Source organism: Paraburkholderia terricola (assembly GCF_003330825.1).
Taxonomy (GTDB): domain Bacteria; phylum Pseudomonadota; class Gammaproteobacteria; order Burkholderiales; family Burkholderiaceae; genus Paraburkholderia; species Paraburkholderia terricola.
This window is the reverse complement of sequence record NZ_CP024941.1, coordinates 3146213-3172377: the sequence shown is the minus strand read 5'-3', so window position 1 is coordinate 3172377 and position 26165 is coordinate 3146213. Positions and strand designations below refer to the sequence as shown.

The window sequence follows — 26165 nt, the reverse complement described above, 5'->3', positions numbered from 1 at the left end:
TTCAGTCTTGTTGTACCGATCGCCCTACAGGCCCAACTCGTTCCACAGCGTGTCGATGCGCTGCTTGACCGCGTCGTCCATCACGATCGGGCGGCCCCATTCGCGATCGGTTTCGCCGGGCCATTTGTTCGTTGCGTCGAGTCCCATCTTCGAGCCGAGCCCGGCCACGGGCGAGGCGAAATCCAGGTAGTCGATCGGCGTGCGGTCGACCAGCACCGTGTCGCGCGACGGGTCGACGCGCGTGGTGATCGCCCAGATCACCTCCTTCCAGTCGCGGATGTTCACGTCCTCGTCGACCACGACGATGAATTTCGTATACATGAATTGCCGCAGGAAGCTCCACACGCCGAACATCACGCGCTTGGCGTGGCCGGGATAGCTCTTTTTCATCTGCACGATCGCCATCCGGTAGCTGCAACCTTCGGGCGGCAGGTAGAAGTCGGTGATCTCGGTGAATTGCTTCTGCAGCAGAGGCACGAACACTTCGTTGAGCGCGACGCCGAGCACGGCCGGTTCATCGGGCGGTTTGCCGGTGTAGGTGGAGTGGTAGATCGCGTCGCGCCGCATGGTGATGCGCTCGACCGTGAAGACGGGAAACCACTCCTGTTCGTTGTAGTAGCCGGTGTGGTCGCCGTATGGACCTTCCAGCGCATGTTCATAGCCGGCCGACGCGCCCTTGGCCGGACGCGGCGGAGCACCTGCGGGAGCGGCCGAGGGCGTGCCTTCCTGCGGATGGATGAAGCCTTCGAGCACGATCTCCGCGCGCGCCGGAACCTGCAAACCGTCGACGCCTGGCGTGATGCACTTCGCGAGTTCGGTGCGCCCGCCGCGCAGCAGCCCGGCGAACTGGTATTCGGACAGCGTGTCCGGCACCGGCGTGACCGCGCCGAGGATGGTCGCCGGATCGGCGCCCAACACCACGGCCACCGGATAGGGCTTGCCAGGATTGCGCAATGCGAACTCGCGGAAATCGAGCGCGCCGCCGCGGTGCGCAAGCCAGCGCATGATCAGTTTGTTACGGCCGATCAGTTGCTGGCGGTATATGCCTAGATTTTGTCGGCTCTTATTCGGGCCTTTTGTGACGGTAAGACCCCATGTGATCAGCGGGCCGGCATCGCCCGGCCAGCAGGTCTGAATCGGCAGTTTTTCCAGGTCGACATCGTTGCCTTCCCAGACGATTTCCTGGCAGGGCGGCGCGCTCACCGTTTTGGGCGCCATGTCCCAAACCGCCTTCGCGAGCGAGAAGAGCTTGCCGGCATCCCTGAATCCTTTCGGCGGCTCCGGTTCCTTCAATGCGGACAGCAGACGGCCGACGTCGCGCAGCGATTCGAGTGCGGCGCCGTCGCCTTCCCCGGCTTGCGTGTCGATGCCCATGCCGAGCGCGACGCGGCGCGGGGTGCCGAACAGGTTGCCGAGCACGGGAAACGCATGCCGCTGCCTGCTCTCGAACAGCACGGCCGGGCCCCCGGCGCGCAGCACGCGATCGCATATCTCGGTCATTTCCAGGACGGGGGAGACGTTTTGCGAGATACGGCGGAGTTCACCGATCTGTTCCAGGCGGCCGACGAAATCGCGCAGGTCTTTGTATTTCATCTGTTGCGGTTCAGAGCCGCGCAAGCGGCGAAAAAGGAGGGCGCGGCAAGCATTTGCGGCACCAAAACAATTGTCGATTTTACCTGTGTTGGCTGACGCACGTGGATTGGCCAAACGGCCAGGTTCGAACGAGAGAATCGAGATAGATCGAGAAGGGCTTGGCGCGCGGTTTTGAGTGGCCTAAGCGCCTTTCATTATTACAATTAGTTATACTTTTGCCTATCTATAGTGTTGACGATCTATAAAACGCTGAATAGAATCCGTCCACGTTGGTTGCAGGGCGTGAACCTTTTTACCACTGCCCCCGGTCCCATCAGACGCAACGCGTCACCGTTTTGCCGACCCCCTGCACGGTATCTGACGGCCTTGTTGAAGTCCTCGCCAGCGTCCGACTGACGCTGGTTTTTCGCGTGGGAGCCGCCGCCCGCCTGCTTTTTGGTATGCCGCGGGCTCTTTCCAGGATGGCTCCCCACAAACGGTATGTGCCGTTTTCCCGACGCCGCTGCTGGCCGAACCAGACAGAGCACGCGACGTCTTGACTCTGCGAATGTGTGTTACCGCCTGTTGAACTGGCGGAGTTCGCGGATCATGCAACATGGGAGATCTGAATGAACGCCTGGTTATCGTGGCGTCCCGATGAGCGTATCGCGCAAGTTGTGCGCGGTGTGCTGCGTCGCGGGACCCGAATGAGTCATCACCTGTTCAGCATCGTCGGCGGTATCGCCGTCGTGGTGGCGCTCGCGCTGTGGCTGATGCCGGCCGCCTGGCGCGGCACCGTGGCCGCCAAGCTGATGCCGGTCATTTCCGCCGCTGTGCAAGCCGGTCCCGCACGTCTGCTGCAGGGCCATCCGCTGCCGGCCTTCGGACCGGCTGGAAGCGCGGCTTCCGACGACTCGTTGTCCGCGAATTCGGGCGCTGCCGACGCGATCGGCGGGGCGAGCAACGCCAACACCATCGTGAGCACCAGCAATACCGGCTACGACGGCGCCTTTGACGGCACGGGCTCGGCCGGCATGGGCGTGGCCGCGCTGAACGGGCTCGACCCGCGCACCATGCACAGCGTCGCCGCGCTGGCGGAGCTGATTCCGTCGCAGCGCGTCTCGGCCGACGCACGCGACGACCGTGTGCTCATCTCGACTCGCGAGCAGGATCTGGTGGCGTCGTACCTCGCGCGCCGCTATCGCGTGGCGCAAGAGCCGGTGAGCGAGCTCGTGAAGGCCGCGTTCGACACCGGCCGCGAAGTCGGTCTCGATCCGCTCCTGCTGCTGTCGGTGATGGCGATCGAATCGGGCTTCAATCCCTACGCTGAGAGCGGCGTCGGCGCGCAAGGGCTGATGCAGGTGATGTCCAAGGTGCATTCGGACAAGTTCCAGTATTTCGGCGGGCAGAGCGCGGCGCTCGAACCGGTCGCGAACATCAAGGTGGGCGCGCTGGTGCTGAAGGACTGCATCGCGCGCGGCGGTTCGCTGCCGGGCGGCTTGCGCCTGTACGTCGGCTCGACCTCGCAGGACGACGGCGGTTACGGCGCCAAGGTGATGGCCGAGCGCGGCCGGCTGCGCGACGTGGCGCGCGGCCGCAAGGTGCCGGTCAATGCCCCGCAGGCGCCGGTCCTGACAGCCTCGAACAATGCGCCTGCCGCGGCTGGCACGAACAACGGCAAGCGCGTGCAGGTGACGCTGGAAGGCAGTCGTCCGCTGAGCGCGGCAGCGCCGAAGACGCCGGTTTCCGAGCAGGACGACGCCAGCTCGAATGCGCCCAAGCATGTGGCATCGGCTTCGGAGATGGGCGCCTGAGGTTCACGGCGTTACGCTGATCGCGTATTGCGACAGCGATGGTTACGAAAAAGGACACCCGACGAGGTGTCCTTTTTGCGTTTGGGGAACGGCGTTTGGTTCGGCTGGCCGCGGCTGATGGCTCATATGACTCATACGGCCCCTGGCTCCTGTCGGCCGTGACCCGCGCGGCGTGCCGCTTTTTCCGGTCAATGTAACCCGAAGAGCCTCGCCAACCGGTCGACCGCTTCTTCCAGTTTCGGATAGGCGGTTGCGTACGACAGCCGGATGTACTGCTTCGGCGCGTGCGTGCCGAAGTCCATGCCCGGCACCAGCACCACGCCCGCATCGTGCAACATCGCCCTGGTGAGCGCCGCGCTGTCGCCGGCCGCCGGATGCGCGACCGTGCGGCAATCGGCGTACACGTAGAACGCGCCGTCCGGCATCACCGGCACCGAGAAGCCGAGCGATTCCAGGGCCGGCGCAATGAAGTCGCGGCGGCGCTTGAATTCGAGCCGCCGCGCTTCGTAGATCGCGATCGTTTCCGGTTCGAAGCACGCTAGCGCCGCATGCTGGGCGAGCGCGGACGCGCAGATGAACAGGTTTTGCGCGAGCTTTTCGAACGCGCCGACCATGCCGGGCGGCACCACCAGCCAGCCCAGACGCCAGCCGGTCATGTTGAAGTACTTCGAGAAACTGTTGACGGTGATCACGTCGTCGCCGAACGAGAGCGCCGACACGGGCTTCGCGTCGTAGCTCAGGCCCTGGTAGATCTCGTCGACGATCGTGAAGCCGCCGCGCGCCCGCACCGCCTTGACGATGCGTTCCAGTTCGGCCGGTTCGATCGACGTGCCGGTGGGGTTCGACGGCGACGCCAGCAGCACGCCACGGGTGCGCTCGTTCCACAGGCGCTCGACGTCCGCGGCGGTCAGCTGGAAACGCTCGGCTGGGCCGCTCGGCACCATGACCGGCTTGCCTTCGGCGGCGATCACGAAATGACGGTTGCACGGATAGCAGGGGTCGGGCATCAGCACTTCGTCGTCGCGATCGACCAGTGCCGCGCAAGCCAGCAGCAATGCCGCCGAAGCACCGGCGGTGACGACGATCCGCGCCGGATCGACGCTCACGCCATGGACCTCGGCGTAATGCGCGGAAATCGCCTCGCGCAGCGCATGCAGGCCGAGCGCGCTGGTGTATTGCGTGACGCCGCGGCGCAACGCGCTCGCAGCCGCCTCGATGACCGGCTCGGGCGCGGTGAAATCGGGTTCGCCGATTCCCATGTGAATGATGTCGCGCCCGTCGCGCTCGAGGAGCGCGGCTTCCTTGGCCAGTTCCATCACGTAGAAAGGCTGGATGGCGTCGACGCGCGCAGCAAGCCGCACCAAGGGTTCGGTCACGGAGTTCATACGATCAAATCCAGTTCAGAAGCAAGGGCGGGACGGCGTCTCGTGCATCAGGTTCGTGCATTCGACGACGTCCTTGCAGCGTTCGGCCCTGCTCGAATACGGCGCATGGCGCGCGACGCGGCCACGCGTGTGACACTTCAATGCTTGCGGGCGGCCTGTGTTTCAGCGACGCGCAGTTGCGCCGACAGCTTGTCGAGCACGCCGTTCACGTACTTGTAGCCGTCGGAGCCGCCGAACGTCTTGGCGAGCTCGACCGCTTCATTGATGACCACGCGATAGGGAATGTCCAGGTGGTTCTTCAGTTCGAAGGCGGCGACCAGCAGCACCGCGCGTTCGACCGGCGAAAGCTGCTCGAGCGGGCGATCGAGGCACGGTGCGATAGCGGCGGAGAGCGCCTCCGAATCGCGGATCACGCCGTGCAGAATGGCGTCCAGATGCTCGTGGTCGGCCTTGTCGTAGCCCTGCGCGCCGCGCAGTTGCGCGTCGATTTCACCGCCGGGCGAGCCCGACAGCAGCCACTGATAGAGCCCCTGCGTGGCCAACTCGCGGGAGCGACGGCGTGCGCTCTTCATGCCTGTTCCTCTTCTTCGTCTTCTTCCTCATCGTCGCCGCCGAGTTGTTCGAGCGCGACGGCGAGGTTCGCCATTTCGACGGCCACGCGCGCCGCATCGCGACCTTTCTCGGTCATGCGGGCGACGGCTTGCTCGTCGTTTTCGGTGGTCAGCACCGCGTTCGCGACCGGAATGCCGAAATCGAGGCCGATACGCGTGATGCCCGCGCCGCTTTCGTTCGACACCAGTTCGAAGTGGTAGGTCTCGCCGCGAATCACCGCGCCGAGCGCGATCAGCGCGTCGAATTGCGCGCTTTCGGCGAGCTTTTGCAGCGCGAGCGGAATTTCCAGCGCGCCCGGCACTGTGACGAGCAGCACGTCTTCACCGGTCACGCCGAGGCGTTCGAGTTCCTCGATGCAGGAGTCCGCGAGGCCGTTGCAAACGGGTTCGTTAAAGCGCGCCTGGACGATGCCGATGCGCAGTCCGTCGCCGTCGAGATTCGGTTGATATTGTCCGATTTCCATGTGAATTCCGTAGTGTTTTGAGTGAGCGCGAAGCGCGTGAATGGTCGGATCAGCCTTGCTGCGGGGCCTGCGAGGTGCTGCCCGGCATCGGCACGAAGCCCGTGACTTCGAGACCGTAGCCCGACATGCTGCCCAGCTTGCGCGGGTTCGACAGCACCTGCATCTTGCCGACACCGAGTTCGCGCAGAATCTGTGCGCCGATGCCGTACGTCTTGAAGTCGACCGGGCGGCGTTTGAGCGCCTCCGCTTTTTCCTTCGAATCGAACGCCTTGAAAACGTCGATCAGATGATCTTTCGAATCGCCGCAGTTCAGCAGTACGATCACACCGAGGTCGTGTTGGGCGATTTCCTTCATCGCCGCGTCCAGCGTCCACGAATGGGTGGATTCGCCGACTTCGAGCAGATCCAGCACCGACAGCGGTTCGTGTACCCGCACCAGCGTGTCGTGGTCGGGTTGCGGCGTGCCGCGCACGAGAGCGATATGCGGCTGGCCGCTCGGCTGGTCGAGATACATCACCGCGCGAAACGCGCCGTGCGCGGTTTGCATGGTGCGCTCGCAAATCCGCTCGACGATCGACTCGGTGCGGCTGCGATAGTGGATCAGGTCCGCGATCGTGCCGATCTTCAGGCCGTGCTCGCGGGCGAATTCCAGCAGATCCGGCAGGCGCGCCATCGTGCCGTCGTCCTTGATGACTTCGCAGATCACCGCGGCCGGCGTGAGGCCGGCGAGCGCCGTGAAATCGCAGCCGGCTTCCGTGTGGCCGGCGCGCACCAGTACGCCGCCCGGCTGAGCCATGATCGGAAACACGTGGCCCGGCTGCACGATGTGCTCCGCTTTCGCGTCCGGCGCGACCGCCGTGGCGATCGTGCGGGCGCGGTCGGCCGCCGAAATGCCGGTGGTCACGCCTTCGGCCGCTTCGATGCTGACCGTGAACGCCGTGCCGTACTGCGTGCCGTTGCGGTAGGTCATGAGCGGCAGGTTGAGCAGCTTGCAGCGTTCCTGCGTGAGCGTCAGGCAGATCAGACCGCGGCCGTAGCGGGCCATGAAATTGATCGCTTCCGGCGTGACGAATTCGGCGGCGATCACGAGGTCGCCCTCGTTTTCGCGGTCTTCTTCGTCGACGAGGATCACCATCCGGCCTGCTTTCAGTTCGGCGATGATCTCTGGAGTGGAGGCGAGCGTCATGTTGGCGAGATTTTCGGGAAAGCGCGTATTTTACGCCACGCGCCCGTCCACGTCGCCTCTGCCGGACGGCATAGGCCGTTTGGCCGACTGGCGCTGAGCCGTCCGCTGTTGCTATGCTCGTTCGAACGGTGGATGCATGAACGGGTTGAGGGCGGCAAGGCGCCGCCGCCAGCCCATGCGTGTGCGGGTGTTGCCGGTTTTTGCAGTTTGTTATGTCGGCGTGTTTCAGTCAGCGGAGACAGCCTTGTTCCTTGGGAGATTTGCGGCTATATAATAAAAGTTATATAGCGAGGAGGGCGTCATGCTTACTTTCAAGGTCACAACGGTGGGGGCTTCGGCTGGCTTCATTCTCACCAAGGAGGCGATGGCACGCCTCAAGGTACAGAAGGGCGATACGGTCTATCTGACCGAGGCACCCGAAGGCGGGTACCGGATCACGCCATACAACCCGGACTTTGAACGCCAGATGAAACTGGCTGAAGAGATCATGCACGATGATCGCGATATTTTGCGAGCACTGGCCAAATGACAGCATGGCGTTGGGTGCGCGCGGATCTCACTTATGCCGTGCATGATCGCCAGCTTGCCGAGCACGGCGGGCTCGATGGCGTGCGCGACAAAGGGGCGGTGGAGTCGGCGCTCGCACGGCCGCAGAATCTGGACGTGTATGCGGATGCCGATGCGGCTGCCCTGGCAGCGGCCTATGTCTACGGGTTGGCGCGGAATCATGGCTTCGCGGACGGCAACAAGCGAACAGCCTGGGTGGTTGGGCGGCTTTTCCTCGCCGACAATGGCTATCGGCTGAAGTTTGATCCCGCCGACGCGGTAAAGACGATGGAAATGGTCGCCGCGGGGGCGCTCGAAGAAGTTGCGCTGGCGGAGTGGTTCCGGCAGCGGATCGCCGAGTAAGTCGGCGAGGACTAACCCGGAGACCCCGCCTGGTTCAACGAACTACGACCGACCCGTGGTTGACGCCGCCGACAGCATGCGCTCAACATACCGCGCGATCAGATCGATCTCCAGATTCACCTTCGCGCCTTCGCGCAGATGCTTGAGGGCGGTGACTTCAACCGTGTGGGGAATCAGGTTGATCGAGAATTCGCAGCCATCGTCGCGATCTTTAACCGAGTTGACGGTCAGACTCACGCCGTTGACAGTGATCGAGCCTTTGTACGCCAGATAGCGGCCGATCTCGCGTGGCGCCAGCACGCGCAGTTCGTGCGATTCGCCGACCGGCGCGAAATGCGTGACCGTGCCGAGGCCGTCCACGTGGCCGGAGACGATATGGCCGCCGAGCCGGTCGTGCGCGCGCAGCGCCTTCTCGAGATTGACTTCGCCGGGTTCGCCGAGGCCCGCCGTGCAGTTCAGGCTTTCGCGCGACACGTCCACTTCGAACGAATGCGCGGTTTTCGCGACCACCGTCATGCAGGCGCCCTGGATCGTGATGCTGTCGCCGAGCTGCACGTCCTCGAGATCGAGGCCGCCGGCTTCGACGTTCAGCCGCACGCCCGCGTCGCCGTCCGTGCCCAGCGGCTTGACTGATTCAATGCGGCCGACTGCCGCGACGATTCCTGTGAACATCGTGCTATTCCTTGCTCAATTCGAAACGGGTGGGGATGCCGGATCGGTGCCGGGGCCGGCGGTATGCTCAGGCGCGACCGAGGGCACGAAGCGCGCGAGAATCCGCAGATCGTCGCCGATCCGGTCGATCGAGTGGAAATTCAGTTTGACGCGGCCTTCGAGCGTTTCGGGGGCGCTCAGATTGAACATGCTCATCGAGTCCATGCCGAGCAGGCTCGGCGCGAGATAGACGAGCAGTTCGTCGACGCAGCCTTCGCGCAGCAGCGAGCCGTTCAGCTTGTAGCCCGCTTCCACGTGCAGTTCGTTCACGTTGCGCTCGCCGAGCACCGTGAGCATGGCGGGCAGGTCGACCTTGCCGGCGGCGTTCGCCAACTGCACGATTTCGGCGCCGCGATCGCGCAGCGCGTTGGCGCGCTCGGTATGACGCTGGTCGAGATTGCCGCAAAAAATCAACGTGGATGCGCCGGCCAGGATCTGCGCTTCAGGCGGCACGTCGAGCTGGCTGTCGATCAGCACGCGCCGCGGCTGGCGCGGCGTGTCGACGGCGCGCACCGTCATGCGCGGATCGTCTTCCCTGACGGTGCCGATGCCGGTCAGAATCGCCGACGCGCGGGCACGCCACGCATGACCGTCGGCGCGCGCCGCTTCGCCGGTGATCCATTGGCTGATGCCCGAGGGCAAGCCGGTGCGGCCGTCGAGCGAGGCCGCCACTTTCATCCGCACCCACGGGCGGCGGCGTGTCATGCGCGACACGAAGCCGATGTTCAGTTCGTGCGCTTCGTTGGCGAGCAGCCCGCAGCGTACTTCGATGCCGGCGTCGCGCAGCATCGCGAGGCCACGCCCGGAAACTTGCGGATTGGGATCTTCCATTGCCGCGACCACGCGCGCGACCTGCGCCTCGATCAGCGCGTTCGCGCACGGTGGCGTGCGGCCGAAATGGCTGCACGGTTCGAGCGTCACGTAGGCGGTGGCGTCGCGCAAATCGTGACCGCGCGAGCGCGCGTCTTTCAACGCGCGGATCTCGGCATGGTCCTGCCCGGCCGGTTGCGTGAAGCCCTCGCCGATCACCGTGCCGTTCTTGACGAGTACGCAACCCACACGCGGATTGGGGTCGGTCGTGTACATGCCGCGGTTGGCCAACGCGAGCGCGCGTTCCATATGGACGAAGTCGGTTTGCGAGAACATCGGGGTCCGGTCGGTACGGTGGCTAGGCAGTATGGGGCGTCGGTTCAGGCTTCGGTACGGTTTGCGTTGCGTCCGTTGCGGGGTTCAGGCCGAGAGCGAGGCGAACACGCCGCGCGCCGCGTCGATCGTGGCGTCGATGATCGCGTCGTCATGAGCGATGGACACGAAGCCCGCCTCGTAAGCCGACGGCGCGAAGTACACGCCGGCGTCGAGCATCTTGTGGAAGAACCCGTTAAAGCGCGGCACGTCGCTCTTCGTGACCTCGGCGAAGCTCGCCGGGATCGATTCGGTGAAGTACAGCCCGAACATGCCGCCCAGCGAATCGGCCGCGAACGGCACGCCGGCTTCGCGCGCCACCGTCGCGAGACCTTGCGCGAGCCGCGTGGTGCGCGCGGCCAGCGTGTCGTAGAAGCCCGGCGCCTGGATCAGTTGCAGCGTTTTCAGGCCGGCGGCAACGGCGATCGGATTGCCCGAGAGCGTGCCCGCCTGATAGACGCCGCCGAGCGGCGCGAGGTGAGCCATGATCTCGCGCCGGCCGCCGAAAGCCGCCGCCGGCATGCCGCCGCCGATCACCTTGCCGAGGCACGTCAGGTCCGGCGTGATGCCGTAGACCTCTTGTGCGCCACCTAACGCGACGCGGAAACCGCACATCACTTCGTCGAAAATCAGCACCGAGCCGTATTCGGTGCACAGACGACGCAGCGCTTGCAGGAATTCGGGCGTGGCGCGCACGAGGTTCATGTTGCCCGCGACCGGCTCGACGATCACCGAGGCGATTTCGTTGCCGAATGCCTTGAACGCTTCCTCGAGTTCCGCGACGTTGTTGTATTCGAGCACCGTGGTGTGCTTGGCGATGTCGACCGGCACGCCTGCCGAAGTCGGGTTGCCGAAGGTCAGCAGGCCCGAACCCGCCTTGACCAGCAGGCTGTCGGCGTGGCCGTGATAGCAGCCCTCGAACTTGACGATACGGCTGCGGTTCGTGAAGCCGCGCGCGAGACGCAGCGCGCTCATGGTCGCCTCGGTGCCGCTCGATACCATGCGGACCTGTTCGATCGAGGGCACCAGCTTGCAGATTTCCTCGGCGATTTCTACTTCCGACTCAGTCGGAGCGCCGAACGAAAAGCCGTTGACCAGCACGCGCTGCACGGCTTCGAGCACTTCCGGGTGGACGTGGCCGAGGATCATCGGACCCCACGAGCCGATGTAATCGGTGTAACGCTGGCCGTCCGCGTCCCAGAAGTAGGCGCCTTGGGCGCGCTCGATGAAGCGTGGCGTGCCGCCGACCGAGCGAAATGCGCGGACCGGCGAATTCACGCCGCCAGGAATGGTGCGTTGCGCGCGGTCGAAGAGGGTTTCGTTTTTGGACATGACGATGGATGGAATTGGGGTTGCGCAGCGGCGCGTGGGGTGTGCAGCCGGTTCGCGCGGCGCCGGGGTGAGTGGAGAAATTGTACCGGAGTCAGCGTGAACGGGCTTTGCGGTAGCCCCTGTCAGGCTGGGCTTGCACGCAGTGATTGCGCGCGTGGCTCATCGACGCCGGTTGCGTGTCGTTGCAATGGGTTTCGTCGCAGCCCTGGTTGCCGCCTTGGTCCCGCCCGCACCCGCGCTTTGGTTCGACGGTGTTGGCGACGTGTCCGACTTGATCGCCGTGCGACTTTGCGCCGCGCTCTTTTCAGCAGCGGCCGCATGCGCGGTGACCTTGCTCGAGCGCGTGGGTCCCGCCGGCGCGGCATCGAATCCCGGCGGTTTGCGCCTGCCGGTGAGCTCGGCCCAACGCTTTTCCAATGCACCTTCGGCGATCGGCTTGATGACGGTGCCGGAACTCTGTGCATCCCATGTCTGCACCGAGAACGGATGCACGCGCAACGCTTCGCGTGGGATCACCGGGCTCTCGTGCGCATCGACCAGCCAGTCGTAGGCGAAGTCGATGCACAGCCGGTAGCCGCGTTTGGTCGCCGGGTCGGGAACCTCATAGGGGGCGCGCGTCACGTAACCGGAGCCGAAAATGCCCTTCGGCTCCTGGGCGACGCGATGCAGGAACACGCGATCACCCGGCAGGATGCCGCGAGCGAATCCGCACCCCCACACGTCAGTCACCGCGATACCCGAGGCGACGCGCCTTGCCACGTCGGGCAATTCGGGCCACGGCCATTTCCTGGGGCTCCAGATCAGCAGGAATGCGGTCATCGAAAGTCCAGGCGGAACGGTGGGCAAAGGGCACGGCGGACACACGAGGCGTAGCGTCCGCGTGGTTCAGGCGGCAGCTTAACCGATCGGCGACGCGCTTGCCGCAGGCGCATTCTCATGTGGCTGCCGATCACGATCCGACGCGGCGGCGCTTTAACCGTCGCGTACAATCGAGGCCGTCAAGCTGCTGTTTTCCCTGTTTCACCGCTTCGCTGCCGGTCACGGCGCGGCGCTTCATCTGGATTCCCATGTCTCACGTCGTCAGACGCCGGCCCGATGGCCGGCTGATTCTGTTGCTCGGTGCGCTTGCCGCATGCGGACCGATTTCCATCGACATGTATTTGCCGAGCCTGCCGACCATCGCGCAGGCGTTCGCCATCAGCACCGGCGCCGCGCAAACGACGCTCACCAGCTTCATGTTCGGCTTTTCGATCGGCATGCTGCTCTATGGTCCGCTGTCGGACACGTATGGCCGCCGACCCGTGTTGCTCGGCGGCATCGTCATGTATGCGGTGGCCAGCGTGGCGTGCGCGCTGTCGTTCTCGATCGGATCGCTTATCGTGTTCCGCTTCGTGCAGGCACTGGGCGCGGGCGCGGCCTCGGTGCTGGCGCGCGCGATTGCGCGCGACGCGCACGGGCCGACCGACGCCGCGCGCGTGCTGTCGATGCTCGCCATCGTCACCTCGATCGGGCCGTTGCTGGCGCCGTTGATCGGCGGGCAGTTGCTGCTGCTCGGCGGCTGGCGCGTCGTGTTTGTGGTGTTGACGCTGTTCGGGACGGTTTGCGCGGTGACCGCGTTCCTCAAGGTGCCTGAAACGTGGCCGCGCGAGAAGCGTGCGCAGTCGGCCTTGCTGCAATCGTTCGGCGCATACGGCAAGTTGCTGCGCGATCCGGTCGCGTGGGGGCACATGATGTGCGGCGGCATGGCGTTCGCCTCCATGTTCGCGTACATCACCGCGACGCCGTTCGTGTACATCGAATATTTCCACGTGTCGGCGCAACACTACGGATTTCTGTTCGCGCTGAATATCGTCGGCATCATGCTCGGCAACTTGATGAACACGCGTCTCGTCGGCCGGCTCGGATCGCTGCCGATCATTTCGTTTTCGGCGAGCGTCAGTTGCATCGCTTCGCTGTTCGTCTGCCTCGTGTCGCTGACGGGATGGGGCGGGTTGTGGTCGATCGTGGCCGGTCTGTTTTTCGTGGTCGGCGTGGTGGGTCTGTTATCCGCCAATTGCACGACCGATCTGATGCACCGCTATCCGGCGAATGCCGGCGCCGCGGCCGCGGTGTTCGGCGCGATGCAGTTGGTGCTGGGCGCGTTGTCGAGCCTCGCGGTCGGACTTTGGGAGGACGGCTCGCCCAAGGGCATGGGCATTGTCGTTGGCGTGGCGGGCTCGCTGTGCTACGTCGGGCGGATCCTGGTCGTCCGGTGGCATGGAACGAAGGTGCCCGTTGCCGCCGCTTGATGGCGAGTTGACCTCGCCGCGCGACGGCTACGGAAAACACCAGGTGTTGCGCGCGCGCGACCGTGCAGTTTGATTTGCGTTGCTATGATGGTGTCACTGTTCCTCGGAGCGGCAATCATGGCGATCAGAGACTTGATGAATGGCGAACGGCAGCATGCCGCTTTTGCCGAAGCGCAGAAGCTGGCGGACAGCGGCGCGTATCACGACTACACCGATATCGAATACGTCTTGCGCTTTGATTACGGATTGTCCGACGTATCGACATTGCTCGACAGCCAGTTGATGCATCGCGATCTGAATCGCCGTTGCGCCGATGCGCGCGAGAAGCTGGAGACGCTTGGCGTGTGATGTGTGACGCGCGGGGCGGGGGACGGGCGGTCTATACCGGCTCTTTCGCTGGAACGGTTGATCGCGCGAAATATCGCGGTGTCGGTTTGCCGCGTTGTCTCTCTGCGAGCGTTCTCCATGCTTTCGCGTAAGCCGTTGCGGTCGCACGATCGAGCCGCATGTGGCGCATGTGGCGCATGTGGCGCATATGCGCGGGCATGCACCGCATAGTCACCACCTTCGGAGTCGGATTCATGGCTGATAGCCAGCAGGCCCTTCGTTTGCCGCATACAGACAACCCCGTCAACCTCGCGAAACCGGGCGGTCATTACAGTCACGTCGCGATCGCCAACGGTTTTGTTTTCGTGTCGGGACAGTTGCCGATCAATGCGCAAGGCGAGAAGCTTTCCGGCGCCTCGTTCGAGGTTCAGGCGGAGCAGGTGCTGGCCAATCTGCGGGCCGCATTGGAAGGCGCCGGCAGCAGCATCGCGCAACTGGTGCAGGTGCGCGTCTATATCGCGGATGTCGAATACTGGATGAGCTTCAATCAGATCTATGCGCAATGGGCCGGCGACGCACGGCCGGCGCGTGCGGTCGTGCCGGTTCCGCAACTGCATTACGGATTGAAGATCGAGGTTGAGGCGACCGCGCTGGTTTAGGTGGTGGTGGCAAAAAACAGCGAGGGGCGCGACCGGAGCGGACCACAAGTCGATCAAATTAGACGAGCCGACTCGTTCATTGCGCGTTGATTGCTATCACGCCCAGTAGAAACGCAAAACGGACCTCGCGGTCCGTTTTGCATTGATGATCTGGCGGAGGCGGTGAGATTCGAACTCACGGAAAGATTGCTCCTTCGCCGGTTTTCAAGACCGGTGCCTTAAACCGCTCGGCCACACCTCCAAGCCGCAAATTGTAACCTGAAAAAACCTCGTTGCGGCGTCCGGCCAGCCTGCAATCACTGCGAATCCTTCAGAAACAGCGCTTGCAAATCGTTCAGAAACGCCTGGCCGAGCGGCGTCGGCGCAATCTTTTCATGGTCGCGCGTAATCAGCTTGCGCTGTTCCGCTTCCTGTAAAGCCGGTTCTATCGACGTCATCGACATGCCCGTGCGTTCGATGAACCGATGCACCGGAAACCCCTCCACCAGCCGCAGCGCGTTCAGCATGAACTCGAACGGCAGATCGCGTGGTCCGACCTCGTGCTCTTCCTGCACTGCCGCGCCGGCCTTGGCCTGCTCGATGAAGGTGGTGGGATGCTTGTAGCGCGCCTGACGCAACACGCGATTCGGAAACGACAGCTTGGTGTGCGCGCCCGCGCCGATGCCGAGATAGTCGCCGAAGCGCCAGTAGTTCAGATTGTGCTTGCTCTGACGATGCGGCCTCGCATACGCCGACACCTCGTAGCGCTCGTAACCGGCCGCCGCCGTGCGTTCGTGAATCCAGTCCTGCATATCGGCGGAGGCATCGTCGTCGGGCAAGGCGGGCGGGAATTTGGCAAACAGCGTGTTCGGTTCGAGCGTCAGGTGATACAGCGACAAGTGCGGCGGCGCGAACGACAGCGCCGTTTCGACGTCCGCCTGGCATTCGGCGAGCGTCTGCCGCGGCAGGCCGAACATGAGGTCGAGGTTGAAGTTGTCGAACGTGGTCGCGGCGACTTCGACGGCGTGACGCGCTTGCGCCGAGTCGTGGATCCGGCCGAGCGCCTTCAGGTGCGCTTCATTGAAGCTCTGGATGCCCACCGACAAGCGGTTCACGCCGCTCGCGCGAAACTGCGCGAACTTGTCGGCCTCGAAGGTGCCGGGGTTGGCTTCAAGCGTGATTTCCGCGTCGGCGTCGAGCGGCAGCAGCGCGCGCACGTCGGAGAGCATGCGGTCGAGCCCGGCCGCCGACAGCAGGCTGGGCGTGCCGCCGCCAATGAACACCGTATGCACCTGGCGTCCCCAGACGAGCGGCAGCGCCATCTCCAGATCGGCGCGCAAGGCGTCGAGATAGTCGTTCTCGGGAAATGTCTCGCCTTTCCACTCGTGCGAATTGAAATCGCAATACGGACACTTGCGCACGCACCACGGAAAATGCACGTACAACGACAACGGCGGCAGCGACGTCAGCCGAATGCTGCCCGGCGACGTGAATGCCTTGATGACGCCATTGCCGATATCGGCCGGCGCCGGTCTGATCGGAATCACGCTTCCTCCGTCAAACGCGCGAGCAGTTGCCGCAACGCCATTGCGCGATGGCTGCCGGCGTTCTTCACCGCCGGCTCGAGTTCCGCGGCGCTGGCATTCAGCGACGGCAAAAAGAAGTACGGGTCGTAGCCGAAGCCATGCCGGCCGCGCGGCGCGTCCAGAATCTCGCCATGCCAGCGGTCTTCCGCGATCAACGGCTCGGGATCGTCCGCGTGACGCACGAGCGCCAGCACGCAGTAGTAATACGCGCGCCGGTCGGCTTCGCCCTTCAACAGGGAGACGAGGCGCGCGTTATTCGCGGCATCGCTCTTCTCGCCGCCGGCCAGTTGCGCGTAACGCGCCGAATAGACGCCCGGCGCGCCGCGCAGCGCGCGCACGCACAGGCCGGAATCATCCGCGAGGGCGGGCAGGCCGGTGAGCTTCGCCGCATGACGCGCCTTGGCAAGCGCGTTCTCGACGAAAGTCGGATGCGGCTCTTCCGCCTCCGGCACGTTCAACTCGCCTTGCGGAATCAATTCGATGCCGGCCGCGCCGAGCAGCGCCGCGAATTCGCGCAGCTTGCCCGCGTTGTTCGACGCCAGCACGACTTTTGTCAACGGCGAACCTGATGCAATCGCGCCGTTGCCTTGACGACCTTCACTCACCCTTGTGCTCCAACGCTTCTTTCTGCTTCGCGATCAGCGTGTTGATGCCGTCGCTCGCCAGATCAAGCAGCGCATTCATTTCAGCGCGCGAAAACGGCACGCCTTCGGCCGTGCCCTGAACTTCGACGAAGCCGCCCGCGCCCGTCATCACCACGTTCATGTCGGTGTCGCATTGCGAGTCCTCGTCGTAATCGAGGTCCAGCACCGGCAGTCCGTCGTACACGCCGACCGAAATCGCGGCGACGTAATCGCTGATCGGCGAGGTTTCGATACGGCCGGTGGCGAGCAGCTTCGTCACCGCATCGTGCGCGGCGACGAAGGCGCCGGTGATGCCGGCGGTGCGCGTGCCGCCGTCGGCCTGGATCACGTCGCAATCGATGTGCAGCGTGCGCGCGCCGAGCTTCTCGAGATCGAACACCGAGCGCAGCGCGCGGCCGATCAGACGCTGGATTTCCTGCGTGCGGCCGGTTTGCTTGCCGCGCGCCGCTTCGCGGTCGCTGCGGGTGTGGGTGGCGCGCGGCAGCATGCCGTATTCGGCGGTGAGCCACCCTTGACCACGGTCACGCAAAAACGACGGCACGGTTTCCGCGATGCTCGCCGTGCAGATCACCTTGGTGTCGCCGAATTCGACCAGCACCGAGCCCTCCGCATGCTTCGTGTAGTGGCGCGTGATGCGCACGTCGCGCAGCTGGTTGGCCTGGCGGCCGCTGGGGCGTTGGGTGGTGTCGGTCATAGTGGGTTTGGTCGTGAGGAAGGCGGAAGGAAAAGCGCAATTTTACAGCCGATCGGGCAGGCCGGTTGCCCACGTGCAGCGGGCATCTCAAAGGGGTTCTATCGCCAAAGATGGGATAATACGAATTCCCCGCCCCGCGCCTCGTACACGCCGGGCGATTCGACTCTCCGGCCATCGTCGAACGCATGGCCACAATCGCGAGAAATACGATGATCTACAGCATGACTGGCTATGCGAGCGCGACACGCGAACTCGTCGCGGCGGCAGGCACCGGCGGCGTGAGCGTCTCGGTCGAACTGCGCACGGTGAACTCGCGCTTTCTCGATCTGAACTTCCGCATGCCCGAAGACGTGCGCGTGTGCGAACCGACGCTGCGCGAGATGCTGATGAACAAGCTTTCGCGCGGCAAGGTGGATATCCGCATCAACCTGCAGCGCAGCGAACAGTCCGCCAACGCGGGGTCGATCAGTCACGACACGCTGGCGCAACTCGCGTTGCTCGAGCGCACGGTGCTCTCCACGTTCCCGGAAGCGGAACGTCTGCGCGCCGGCGAAATTCTGCGCTGGCCGGGCGTGCTCGCGGAAACCGGCGTGGCGCAGGACGTGCTGCGCGACGCGGTGCTCGCCTGCGGCAAGCAGGCGATTACCGATCTGATCGACGTGCGCGCCCGCGAAGGCGCGCAACTGGCGACGATGCTGCTCGCCAACGTCACCGAGATGGAAGCGATCGTCACGAAGATCACGCCGCTCGTGCCGGAGCTGATCGCCAGGCACCAGCAGAAGATCGTCGAACGTTTGCAGGAAGCGCTCGGCATCGCCGCGCCGGATACGGCCGCGACCATCGTCTCGCGCGAGGAGATCAACGAACGGATTCGCCAGGAAGTGACGATGTACGGCATCCGCATCGACATCGCCGAGGAACTGTCGCGCCTCACGGCTCACCTGAACGAAACGCGTCATGTGATCGAGAAGGGCGGCAAGGTCGGCAAGCGGCTCGACTTCATGATGCAGGAGCTCAATCGCGAGGCGAACACGCTCGGCTCGAAGGCGGCCGCGAAGGAACTGGCGGATTCGTCGATGACCTTGAAGCTGCTCATCGAACAGATGCGCGAGCAAGTACAAAACCTGGAATAAGGCTGGAGCAACACGAACATGACCGACCCTACACGCGAAACCGGCGCACCGCGCAATCCCTACGCCGGCGCTTATCCGGGCAACCTGTTCATGGTGGTCGCGCCGTCGGGCGCGGGCAAGTCGACGCTCGTGAACGCGCTGCTCGCCGGCGACGAAGCGATCCGTCTGTCGATCTCGTACACCACGCGCCCGCCGCGCCCGAAGGAACAGGACGGCGAGCACTATCACTTCACGACCGTCGACGATTTCATGAGGCGTCACGACGCGGGCGAGTTTCTGGAAAGCGCGGAAGTCCACGGCAACTACTACGGCACTTCGCGTGTGTGGATCGAGGAGCAGATGAAAAGCGGCCATGACGTGCTGCTCGAAATCGACTGGCAAGGCGCGCAGCAGGTGAAGAAGCAGTTTCATAACGCAGTGGAAATCTTCATCCTGCCGCCGTCGCTCGAAGCGCTCGAAGAGCGGCTGAAAAAACGCGGCCAGGACGAGCCGAACGTCATCACGCGCCGCCTGCTCGCTGCGGGTAGCGAGATGGCGCACGCGGCCGAAGCGGAGTACGTCGTGATCAACGACAACTTCGATCGCGCGCTCGGCGAACTGCGGTGCCTAGTGGCCGCCACGCGTTCGCGTTTCGGCTCGCAATACGCGCGTCATACGCAGCTTTTCGTGCAGCTCGGCATTCACCTGCCGCACGCGTGAGCGCGGTGGTGTGTCGAGCACATAAGGTAGAATAAGCAACATACTGAGAAGGAACCCAACATGGCCCGCATTACCGTCGAAGACTGCCTCAAACAGATCCCGAATCGTTTCGAACTGGCGCTTGCCGCAACCTATCGCGCGCGTCAGCTCGCTCAAGGGCACACGCCGAAGATCGAGAGCCGCGACAAGCCCACGGTCGTCGCATTGCGTGAAATCGCGGCGGGAATGGTCGGCGTCGAAATGCTGAAGAAGGTGCCGGTTTAAGGCGCCCCGTTCCGTTCCGATCGCGGCTTATCTCCCGCATGTAATCGCATCAACGTACAGATCGGCGTCCAACCCTAACCGCTACGGAGGCGACCATGAGTGCTACCCCGCCCACCGCCACGGATGTGGAACACGACGCCGACTCGCCCTCTTCTGCACGGAAGTACATCGACGCGGTCCTCGAACAGTCGTTTCGCCATCTGTTCGGGCCGACCGCCACGCCGGAGCAACCGCGCCGGCATGACGTCGTATCCATTGCCAGGCTGACGTCCGCCTTGTCCGGCTATCTGCAGCCGGAAGAGATCAAGGAGGTCAAGGCGGCCTTCCATTTCAGCGACGAAGCCCACCTCGGCCAGTATCGCCAGAGCGGCGAACCCTACATCACGCATCCTGTCGCCGTCGCGGAAATCTGCGCCGGCTGGAACCTTGACGCCCAGGCGATCATGGCGGCGCTGCTGCATGACGTGATGGAAGACCAGGGCGTGACCAAGGCGGAACTCGCCGAGCGATTCGGCGCCAAGGTCGCGGAACTGGTCGACGGGTTGTCGAAGCTGGACAAGATGGAGTTTCGCAATCGCGAAGAGGCGCAGGCGGAAAACTTCCGCAAGATGCTGCTGGCGATGGCGCGCGACGTCCGCGTGATTCTGGTGAAGCTCGCCGACCGGTTGCACAACATGCGCACCCTCGGTGCGGTGCCGCATGAAAAGCGCCGCCGCGTGGCGCGCGAAACGCTCGATATCTACGCGCCGATCGCGCACCGGCTCGGTCTGAACAATACCTATCGCGAGTTGCAGGATCTCAGCTTCGCGAACTTCAATCCGCACCGGTACGCCACGCTCGAAAAAGCCGTCAAGGCCGCGCGCGGCAATCGGCGCGAGGTGGTCGGCAAGATCCTGGAGTCGGTGCAGCGCGCCATTGCGGACGCGAAGCTCGACGCGGAGGTCACCGGCCGCGAAAAGACTATCTTCAGCATCTACAAGAAGATGCGCGACAAGCAACTGTCGTTCTCGCAGGTGCTCGACGTGTACGGCTTTCGCGTGGTGGTCGACAGCGCACTGGAATGCTACACGTGCATCGGCGCGCTGCATGCGCTCTACAAACCGGTGCCGGGCAAGTTCAAGGATTACATCGCGATTCCGAAGGTGAACGGCTATCAGTCGCTGCACACCACGCTGGTCGGCCCGTTCGGCGCGCCGATCGAGTTTCAGGTGCGCACGCGCAAGATGCATGAGATCGCGGAAGCGGGCGTGGCCGCGCACTGGCTGTACAAGAACGGCGGTGCCGATCTGAACGACGTGCAAAAGCGTGCGCATCAATGGTTGAAATCGCTGCTCGACATTCAGAGCGAAGCGGGCGATTCGAGCGAATTCCTCGAGCACGTCAAGATCGATCTGTTCCCCGATGCGGTCTACGTGTTTACGCCGAAGTCGAAGATCATGGCGTTGCCGCGCGGCGCCACCGCGCTCGACTTCGCCTATTCGATCCACAGCGACCTGGGCAACCAGTGCGTCGCGGTGAAGATCAACAATGAACTGCTGCCGCTGCGTACCGAGTTGAAGAGCGGCGATATCGTCGAGGTGATTACCGCGCCGTATTCGAAGCCGAATCCGGCGTGGCTGGGTTTCGTGCGCACCGGCAAGGCGCGTTCGGCGATCCGCCACTATCTGAAGACGATGCGTCTGAACGAATCCGTCCAGCTCGGCGAGCGCCTGGTCGATCAGGCGCTGAAGGGCTACGGCCTCGCGTTGTCGGACGTGACGCCCGAAGCGTGGGAAAAGCTCGTGCAGTGGACGGGTAACAAGAATCGTCAGGAAATCTTCGCGGACATCGGTCTCGGGCGGCGTGTCGCGGCGGTCATGGCCAAACGCATCGAGGTGCTGATGAGCGGCCGCGATGCCGACGACGACGGCTCGCGCTCCGAATCCGGGTTGCCTCATGCGCCGCCGGTCGTCATCACCGGCACTGAAGGTATGTCGGTGCAGTTGTCCGCCTGCTGCCGTCCGATTCCGGGCGACGACATCATGGGCTATATCGGCATCGGCCTCGGCATGGCGATCCACACCACGGATTGCCGTGTCGCGCAGCGGATTCACCGGCGCGATCCGGGCCGCTGGATCGACGTCGCCTGGGCGCCGCAGCCCGGACGTCTGTTCGACGTTGCCGTGAAGGTGCTGGTCAAGAACACCAAGGGCGTGTTTGCCCGCGTGGCGGCCGACATCACGTCGGCGGACGCGAACATCGTTCACATTGCGATGGACGAGGATTTGTCGCAGGAATCCACGGTGCTGCGCTTCGTGATCCAGGTGAGCGATCGTGTCCATCTCGCCAATGTGATGCGCAGGGTGCGCACGAACCCGGACGTGATGCGTATTGCGCGTGAACGGCCGAGCGAGGAAGGGCATCACCGGCACGACGGCGGCATGCGGATCGACCGCGAGCGGGCGGATTACTGATCCGAGGTTTGCTTCAGGGCGCCATTGGATTTGGCCCACGGCGTTTCCGGCCTCGTCGTTCCACTCTGAACCCGCCTGCCACCAGCGAGTCTCATCTGAAAATCAGGGAGAACGCTCATGAAAGTAGCTGACCTCAACGGCTTTGCGCTCGACTATTGGGTCGCTCGCAGCCTGCACGACTTCGTGCGCGAAATCCAGTTCACCGACAGCGGCGAAACCGTTTCGATCATCGGCAATGACCGCGGTCGTCCGTGGGACGGCCGCTTCACGCCCTCCACCTCGTGGGAGGCGGCCACGGCGGTCCTCGACCGGGTGCGACGGCTGGAAGTGCGTGAGCGGACCGACCACGGCGTGGCGCACTGTGTCGCCGAATTCGACGGCGGGCGAGGAGCCGTGGAAGGGCGAGGCGAGTCGTTGCGGGTTGCGCTGCTGCGGGCTTTCGTCGAAAGCCGTTTCGGCGATAGCGTGGGCGACGTGATACGTCAGGCGCAGACGCTGATGGGCGAGCGGGCGCATGCGATCGGCGAGCAAACCGCGGAAGATTTCGCCGAGGACGTACCGACGCCGGACGGCCGGATCGGCGATATCAAGTCGCCGCCGCGGTAACGGCGTGAATATAGACAGCCACTGGGGTTGTCGAGCGTGGCGGTGTCTCAGCGTGATCTAACCACGGATGCCTGACATTAAGTCCAGACAAAAACAAAGGGCCTTCCGATCGGAAGGCCCTCGTGCATGTGCGGGTGGTGCGGCTGGCAGGATTCGAACCCACGACCCCTTGGTTCGTAGCCAAGTACTCTATCCAGCTGAGCTACAGCCGCACGCTAAAACAGGTAGCGTCTCGCGCAATGATGCTGCGATGAAACCGGGTAAAACTAAGGGCCTCCCCGGAGGGAGGCCACTCGAATAAGTGGTGCGGCTGGCAGGATTCGAACCCACGACCCCTTGGTTCGTAGCCAAGTACTCTATCCAACTGAGCTACAGCCGCACGCAGAAACGAGATTATAGCAAAGCTTTTGAAAAAGGGAAGCATGTAACTGCGATTTGTCTCATGGTCACGATCGTGTACCCTTGGTAGGCAGTCGCGTGCTGCGGTTAACGGACCATCATGAACAAGGCCTTTGTCAAAGAGTCGAGTGAAGAGAATGACGACGACCTCGACGTCGCCCAGCCCGAAGTGCCGGCGGGTACGAAAAACTACATCACGCCGGCCGGTTACCGGCGCATGCGTGATGAACTGCTGCATCTGATCGACGTCGAGCGGCCGGAGGTGGTCAAGCTCGTGTCGTGGGCGGCGTCGAATGGCGATCGCTCCGAGAACGGCGATTACATCTACGGCAAACGCCGGCTGCGCGAAATCGATCGGCGAATCCGCTTTCTGACCAAACGCCTCGACCTTGCCGAAGTCGTCGACAGCAGCAAACAGGAAAACGTCGATCAGGTGTTCTTCGGCGCGACCGTCGAATACGCGACGGAAGACGGCGAGGTGCATAGCGTGACGATTGTCGGCATCGACGAGGTCGATCTCGACATCGGTCATGTGAGCTGGATCTCGCCAATTGCGCGCGCGCTGCTCAAGGCAAGAATCGGCGATACGGTGACGCTGTACACGCCGGCCGGACCGCAGCCGATCGATATACTCGACGTCAAATATCCGCCGCCTGACAACGGTGGCTAGACCGGCGCCGCGCGCCGTCGTGTCGCAATAGGCGGGCGAGACGAAGGAGGGTGGTGCGCTTCGCGCTGCTTTGGTGCCCCGCACAAGAGAGTCCTGAACGCCGGGCAGCGCGCGAATCTGCTCGAGCGTGCCGTTGCGTTTCCAGTTCAGATACCTCGCGTAACAGGTTTGTTATGGCGGAAAGTGGGTGGGCAGATATAGCCAGCGCTCGCCCGTGCGCTCAATCCATGGAATTGCGTCGAGCACGGCACGCGAGTCGGCGGTTGCTGGGCCAACGATCTCTAGCGCCCGCCGTACGGAGCAAGTGCTTGGTCCGCTCCCATTCGACGTCTGACAACCGGTCTATCCCATATCGTCAGCGCGCGCTTCCATTTGCGGCATCAATGAAAAAAGGCGCCGCGAACGGCGCCTTCCATAGTGCTGGTACTGCTCGCCGCTTTAGAAGCGGTGACGCAGACCTGCGGTCACAGCAACTTGCTTGTTGTTGCCCGAAGCGGCCAGACCGTTGATGTCGGCATCGACGACGGCGTTTTCGTTGACTTGCTGATATTCGCCTTGCAGGTACACGTCGGTACGCTTGGACAATGCGTACGCGGTTTGCAGGTTGAACTGGTTCCAGTGCGGACGCGTGCCAGCGAGGCTCGCACGGGTGTACGTGTACGAACCGGCGATGCTGACCGCCGGCGTCAGAGCGTAACGAGCGTTCGCTTCGAAGTTCTGGAAGTGAGCGCTGTTGTTGGCGAAACCGATACCGCCGGTTTGGCCCGATGCGCCTTGGCCGATGCCAGCGAGGCCCGACAGGTTCGTTTGCGAGTACACGAGGCCGACGGTTGCCGGGCCGAACGAGTAGTTCGCGCCCGCGCCCCACGTTTGCTGACGGCCGGCGAAGAACGTGTTGTCGCTCGACACCGCACCACCGCTATTGAACGCTGCGGATGCGCCCGTTGCGCCGTTGCTGTTCAATTGCAGGTAAGCCGCAGCGACGTTCAACCCGCCCCAGTTATACGATGCGCCCGCGCTGTAAGCGCGATTGTTCGCAAAGCCGTCGGCCTGGTTCGAGAAGCCGTACATGCCGCCGAACTTGAAGCCGCCGTAGTTGACGCTCTGAAACTTGACCGAGTTGTTGACCCGGAACGAGTTGTTCAGGTTGTCGTTATCGAACGGGTGGGCGAACTGAGTACCGCCGTACTGCGTGCCGGTCAATGCCAGCGGGCCGACATAGTCGACCATGCTGTCGTATTGACGGCCGAGGGTGACGGCGCCGAACTGGTTGCTCGACAAGCCGACGAACGCCTGACGGCCGAATTCGCGACCGCCTTGCTTCAGCGAACCGTCGTTGATGCCGAAGCCGTTTTCCAACGTGAAGATGGCCTTCAGACCGCCGCCTAGATCTTCAGCGCCGCGCAGGCCCCAGCGGCTGCCGTTCACCGAACCGCTCGTTTCTTGCCAGTTGCTGTGGCCATGCTGGTTGTTCGTGTAAGTAATACCGGCGTCGATCAAGCCGTACAGCGTGACGCTGCTTTGAGCATGTGCAGCCGTTGCGAACATGCCCGTGAGGGCCGCGACCATGAGAGTCTTTTTCATGTTGTAACTCCGAGAGCGAGAGTGGGTAATGGAACCCTGGCTTCAGGAAACCTTCACGCGGGCGCTGCGAGAGGCGTGGTCCGCATAAGCGCGCGTCGCAGTCTAAACGCGCCGGTTTCCAATTACGCAAAGTGTAGGGAGAGGGCTTGGGCCGTGGGCGTTCCGATTTTTGCAATAAAGTATTACGCGATAAGAAACGATGCGCCGTGCGGATCGAGCCTTATAAACAAAGGCTTTCGCGGTTATTGGAACGATGGGGATCGCGTGTCAACCAAACAGCGTTGCTCATTTACTACAGCGTTCGATGCGAGAAAACAACGTTGGAAATCACCACGAAATGATTGTTGTCGGTATTGCAATAGATGATTGTTATTTATGTAAACAATCACGCGAGACCGAGCAGCTATACTCAGGTTTCTGCTTTCCGAAGCAGACTTTTTCGTTGACGAAAAAGATCTCCAAACCTTTGTCGGCGCGACTTCCTAGTCGCGCTTTTTTTTTCGCCCGCCGGTCTCGGAGAGGGACGTACTCAGTGCGCCGGAAGTGGCCCGTCCACGTCGGTCCAATCGACCAGGCGGGAGACGCTCCAGTCTTCCATCACGTAACGGCGCGCGTCCATGGGCGATGACAACAGGTTTTGCCAATGATCTCCATGCCACATGGGATCGAACTCCAGCGTAGATGAGTCGGAGAAAACCTCAAACGGCGATTGGATGAGCCAACTGATAAAACGTCGCAATTGGTTGAACAGCATGGTGAACTCCTGATACGCGTTACTACTAGGTGATTTCCATCATGATGCGCCGACTCGGGACCAACAACTCGGACAAACACTTACGGAAAAACATCTTTTGTTACATATTTTAGGATGAAATCTGAAAATTTTCCCGCTATCCGGCATAAGCAGTTTTTAATCCAGTAACAAGACCCGAATCGGCTGGATCGCTGCGGGATTAGTGACTCTCTTTTAACTTGGCACGCACCGCGCATTATCTCTATGCAGGCTAAATGCAT

General features: G+C 63.2%; 26 protein-coding genes and 3 tRNA genes. 12 read left to right on the top strand and 17 right to left on the bottom strand.

Annotation, left to right across the window (positions count from 1 at the left end; translation table 11 throughout):
• Positions 1-24: 24 nt before the first annotated feature.
• Positions 25-1593 (bottom strand): UbiD family decarboxylase, encoded by a 1569-nt coding sequence (locus CUJ90_RS14135; RefSeq protein WP_114163081.1) that lies wholly within the window; start codon positions 1591-1593, stop codon positions 25-27.
• Between the two features lie 608 nt (positions 1594-2201).
• Between CUJ90_RS14135 and CUJ90_RS14130 the strand changes: the two genes are divergently transcribed.
• Complete coding sequence (locus tag CUJ90_RS14130; RefSeq protein WP_083083272.1) at positions 2202-3386, top strand: lytic transglycosylase domain-containing protein; 1185 nt, start codon at positions 2202-2204, stop codon at positions 3384-3386.
• Between the two features lie 188 nt (positions 3387-3574).
• On the opposite strand, the gene CUJ90_RS14125 is transcribed toward CUJ90_RS14130, so the two are convergent.
• From CUJ90_RS14125 to ribBA, 4 genes are all read right to left on the bottom strand, one after another.
• Positions 3575-4771, bottom strand: a complete 1197-nt coding sequence (locus CUJ90_RS14125; protein ID WP_114163080.1) for a pyridoxal phosphate-dependent aminotransferase — start codon at positions 4769-4771, stop codon at positions 3575-3577.
• Between the two features lie 137 nt (positions 4772-4908).
• A complete protein-coding gene (gene nusB / locus CUJ90_RS14120; RefSeq protein ID WP_073427073.1) occupies positions 4909-5343 on the bottom strand; it encodes a transcription antitermination factor NusB in 435 nt (144 codons plus the stop codon).
• Complete coding sequence (ribH, locus tag CUJ90_RS14115; RefSeq protein WP_073427074.1) at positions 5340-5846, bottom strand: 6,7-dimethyl-8-ribityllumazine synthase; 507 nt, start codon at positions 5844-5846, stop codon at positions 5340-5342. Before ribH ends, nusB begins: the two co-directional genes overlap by 4 nt.
• 49 nt (positions 5847-5895) lie before the next feature.
• Positions 5896-7032: a bifunctional 3,4-dihydroxy-2-butanone-4-phosphate synthase/GTP cyclohydrolase II gene (gene ribBA / locus CUJ90_RS14110; protein WP_114163079.1), complete on the bottom strand. Its 1137-nt coding sequence runs from the start codon at positions 7030-7032 to the stop codon at positions 5896-5898.
• 301 nt (positions 7033-7333) lie between these two features.
• Here ribBA and CUJ90_RS14105 point away from each other — a divergent pair, with 301 nt between their 5' ends.
• The gene (locus CUJ90_RS14105) at positions 7334-7561 is read left to right on the top strand and encodes an AbrB/MazE/SpoVT family DNA-binding domain-containing protein (RefSeq protein ID WP_009889671.1); all 228 of its coding nucleotides are present in this window, start codon (positions 7334-7336) and stop codon (positions 7559-7561) included.
• Complete coding sequence (locus CUJ90_RS14100; RefSeq protein WP_073427076.1) at positions 7558-7941, top strand: type II toxin-antitoxin system death-on-curing family toxin; 384 nt, start codon at positions 7558-7560, stop codon at positions 7939-7941. The genes CUJ90_RS14105 and CUJ90_RS14100 overlap by 4 nt, the downstream gene beginning before the upstream one ends.
• A gap of 42 nt (positions 7942-7983) precedes the next feature.
• On the opposite strand, the gene CUJ90_RS14095 is transcribed toward CUJ90_RS14100, so the two are convergent.
• The 4 genes from CUJ90_RS14095 to CUJ90_RS14080 form a co-directional block, all read right to left on the bottom strand.
• Complete coding sequence (locus CUJ90_RS14095; protein WP_073427077.1) at positions 7984-8613, bottom strand: riboflavin synthase; 630 nt, start codon at positions 8611-8613, stop codon at positions 7984-7986.
• 15 nt (positions 8614-8628) lie between these two features.
• A complete protein-coding gene (gene ribD / locus CUJ90_RS14090) occupies positions 8629-9798 on the bottom strand; it encodes a bifunctional diaminohydroxyphosphoribosylaminopyrimidine deaminase/5-amino-6-(5-phosphoribosylamino)uracil reductase RibD (RefSeq protein WP_114163078.1) in 1170 nt (389 codons plus the stop codon).
• 84 nt (positions 9799-9882) lie between these two features.
• The gene (gene hemL, locus CUJ90_RS14085) at positions 9883-11166 is read right to left on the bottom strand and encodes a glutamate-1-semialdehyde 2,1-aminomutase (protein WP_114163077.1); all 1284 of its coding nucleotides are present in this window, start codon (positions 11164-11166) and stop codon (positions 9883-9885) included.
• Positions 11167-11325: 159 nt separating this feature from the next.
• Complete coding sequence (locus tag CUJ90_RS14080) at positions 11326-11985, bottom strand: hypothetical protein (protein WP_244219926.1); 660 nt, start codon at positions 11983-11985, stop codon at positions 11326-11328.
• Positions 11986-12233: 248 nt separating this feature from the next.
• Here CUJ90_RS14080 and CUJ90_RS14075 point away from each other — a divergent pair, with 248 nt between their 5' ends.
• The 3 genes from CUJ90_RS14075 to CUJ90_RS14065 all read left to right on the top strand — a co-directional run bounded on the left by CUJ90_RS14075 (position 12234) and on the right by CUJ90_RS14065 (position 14440).
• Entirely contained in the window at positions 12234-13454 is a 1221-nt protein-coding gene (locus tag CUJ90_RS14075; protein WP_114163076.1) for a Bcr/CflA family multidrug efflux MFS transporter, read from the top strand.
• A gap of 117 nt (positions 13455-13571) precedes the next feature.
• Positions 13572-13802: a hypothetical protein gene (locus CUJ90_RS14070; protein ID WP_073427232.1), complete on the top strand. Its 231-nt coding sequence runs from the start codon at positions 13572-13574 to the stop codon at positions 13800-13802.
• 233 nt (positions 13803-14035) lie between these two features.
• Positions 14036-14440 (top strand): RidA family protein, encoded by a 405-nt coding sequence (locus CUJ90_RS14065; protein WP_114163569.1) that lies wholly within the window; start codon positions 14036-14038, stop codon positions 14438-14440.
• A gap of 151 nt (positions 14441-14591) precedes the next feature.
• Here CUJ90_RS14065 and CUJ90_RS14060 read toward each other — a convergent pair.
• The 4 genes from CUJ90_RS14060 to rph form a co-directional block, all read right to left on the bottom strand.
• Positions 14592-14681: transfer RNA gene (locus CUJ90_RS14060), tRNA-Ser, on the bottom strand.
• A gap of 55 nt (positions 14682-14736) precedes the next feature.
• The gene (gene hemW, locus CUJ90_RS14055) at positions 14737-15966 is read right to left on the bottom strand and encodes a radical SAM family heme chaperone HemW (RefSeq protein WP_114163075.1); all 1230 of its coding nucleotides are present in this window, start codon (positions 15964-15966) and stop codon (positions 14737-14739) included.
• On the bottom strand, positions 15963-16610 hold the full coding sequence (rdgB, locus tag CUJ90_RS14050; protein WP_114163074.1) for an RdgB/HAM1 family non-canonical purine NTP pyrophosphatase: 648 nt from the start codon (positions 16608-16610) through the stop codon (positions 15963-15965). The genes hemW and rdgB overlap by 4 nt, the downstream gene beginning before the upstream one ends.
• Positions 16603-17343 carry a ribonuclease PH gene (gene rph, locus CUJ90_RS14045; RefSeq protein WP_114163073.1) on the bottom strand — a complete coding sequence of 247 codons (741 nt, stop codon included), beginning with the start codon at positions 17341-17343 and terminating at the stop codon, positions 16603-16605. The genes rdgB and rph overlap by 8 nt, the downstream gene beginning before the upstream one ends.
• 209 nt (positions 17344-17552) lie before the next feature.
• On the opposite strand from rph, the gene CUJ90_RS14040 reads away from it, so the two are divergent.
• From CUJ90_RS14040 to CUJ90_RS14020, 5 genes are all read left to right on the top strand, one after another.
• The gene (locus CUJ90_RS14040; RefSeq protein ID WP_114163072.1) at positions 17553-18476 is read left to right on the top strand and encodes a YicC/YloC family endoribonuclease; all 924 of its coding nucleotides are present in this window, start codon (positions 17553-17555) and stop codon (positions 18474-18476) included.
• 18 nt (positions 18477-18494) lie between these two features.
• Positions 18495-19175, top strand: coding sequence for a guanylate kinase (gmk, locus tag CUJ90_RS14035; protein WP_073427085.1), 681 nt, complete (start codon positions 18495-18497; stop codon positions 19173-19175).
• Positions 19176-19235: 60 nt separating this feature from the next.
• Positions 19236-19439: a DNA-directed RNA polymerase subunit omega gene (rpoZ, locus tag CUJ90_RS14030; RefSeq protein ID WP_073427086.1), complete on the top strand. Its 204-nt coding sequence runs from the start codon at positions 19236-19238 to the stop codon at positions 19437-19439.
• Positions 19440-19534: 95 nt separating this feature from the next.
• On the top strand, positions 19535-21892 hold the full coding sequence (locus tag CUJ90_RS14025; RefSeq protein WP_073427087.1) for a RelA/SpoT family protein: 2358 nt from the start codon (positions 19535-19537) through the stop codon (positions 21890-21892).
• Positions 21893-22009: 117 nt separating this feature from the next.
• A complete protein-coding gene (locus CUJ90_RS14020) occupies positions 22010-22498 on the top strand; it encodes a phage protein NinX family protein (protein WP_114163071.1) in 489 nt (162 codons plus the stop codon).
• Positions 22499-22633: 135 nt separating this feature from the next.
• Here the strand turns inward: CUJ90_RS14020 and CUJ90_RS14015 are convergent.
• Both CUJ90_RS14015 and CUJ90_RS14010 read right to left on the bottom strand, forming a co-directional pair.
• Positions 22634-22710, bottom strand: a tRNA-Arg gene (locus CUJ90_RS14015).
• Between the two features lie 90 nt (positions 22711-22800).
• Positions 22801-22877, bottom strand: a tRNA-Arg gene (locus CUJ90_RS14010).
• Positions 22878-22997: 120 nt separating this feature from the next.
• Between CUJ90_RS14010 and greB the strand changes: the two genes are divergently transcribed.
• A complete protein-coding gene (gene greB / locus CUJ90_RS14005; protein WP_114163070.1) occupies positions 22998-23567 on the top strand; it encodes a transcription elongation factor GreB in 570 nt (189 codons plus the stop codon).
• A gap of 438 nt (positions 23568-24005) precedes the next feature.
• Here greB and CUJ90_RS13995 read toward each other — a convergent pair whose 3' ends face one another.
• A complete protein-coding gene (locus CUJ90_RS13995) occupies positions 24006-25151 on the bottom strand; it encodes a porin (protein ID WP_114163069.1) in 1146 nt (381 codons plus the stop codon).
• Between the two features lie 529 nt (positions 25152-25680).
• Complete coding sequence (locus tag CUJ90_RS13990; RefSeq protein WP_114163068.1) at positions 25681-25905, bottom strand: hypothetical protein; 225 nt, start codon at positions 25903-25905, stop codon at positions 25681-25683.
• Positions 25906-26165 lie beyond the last annotated feature (260 nt).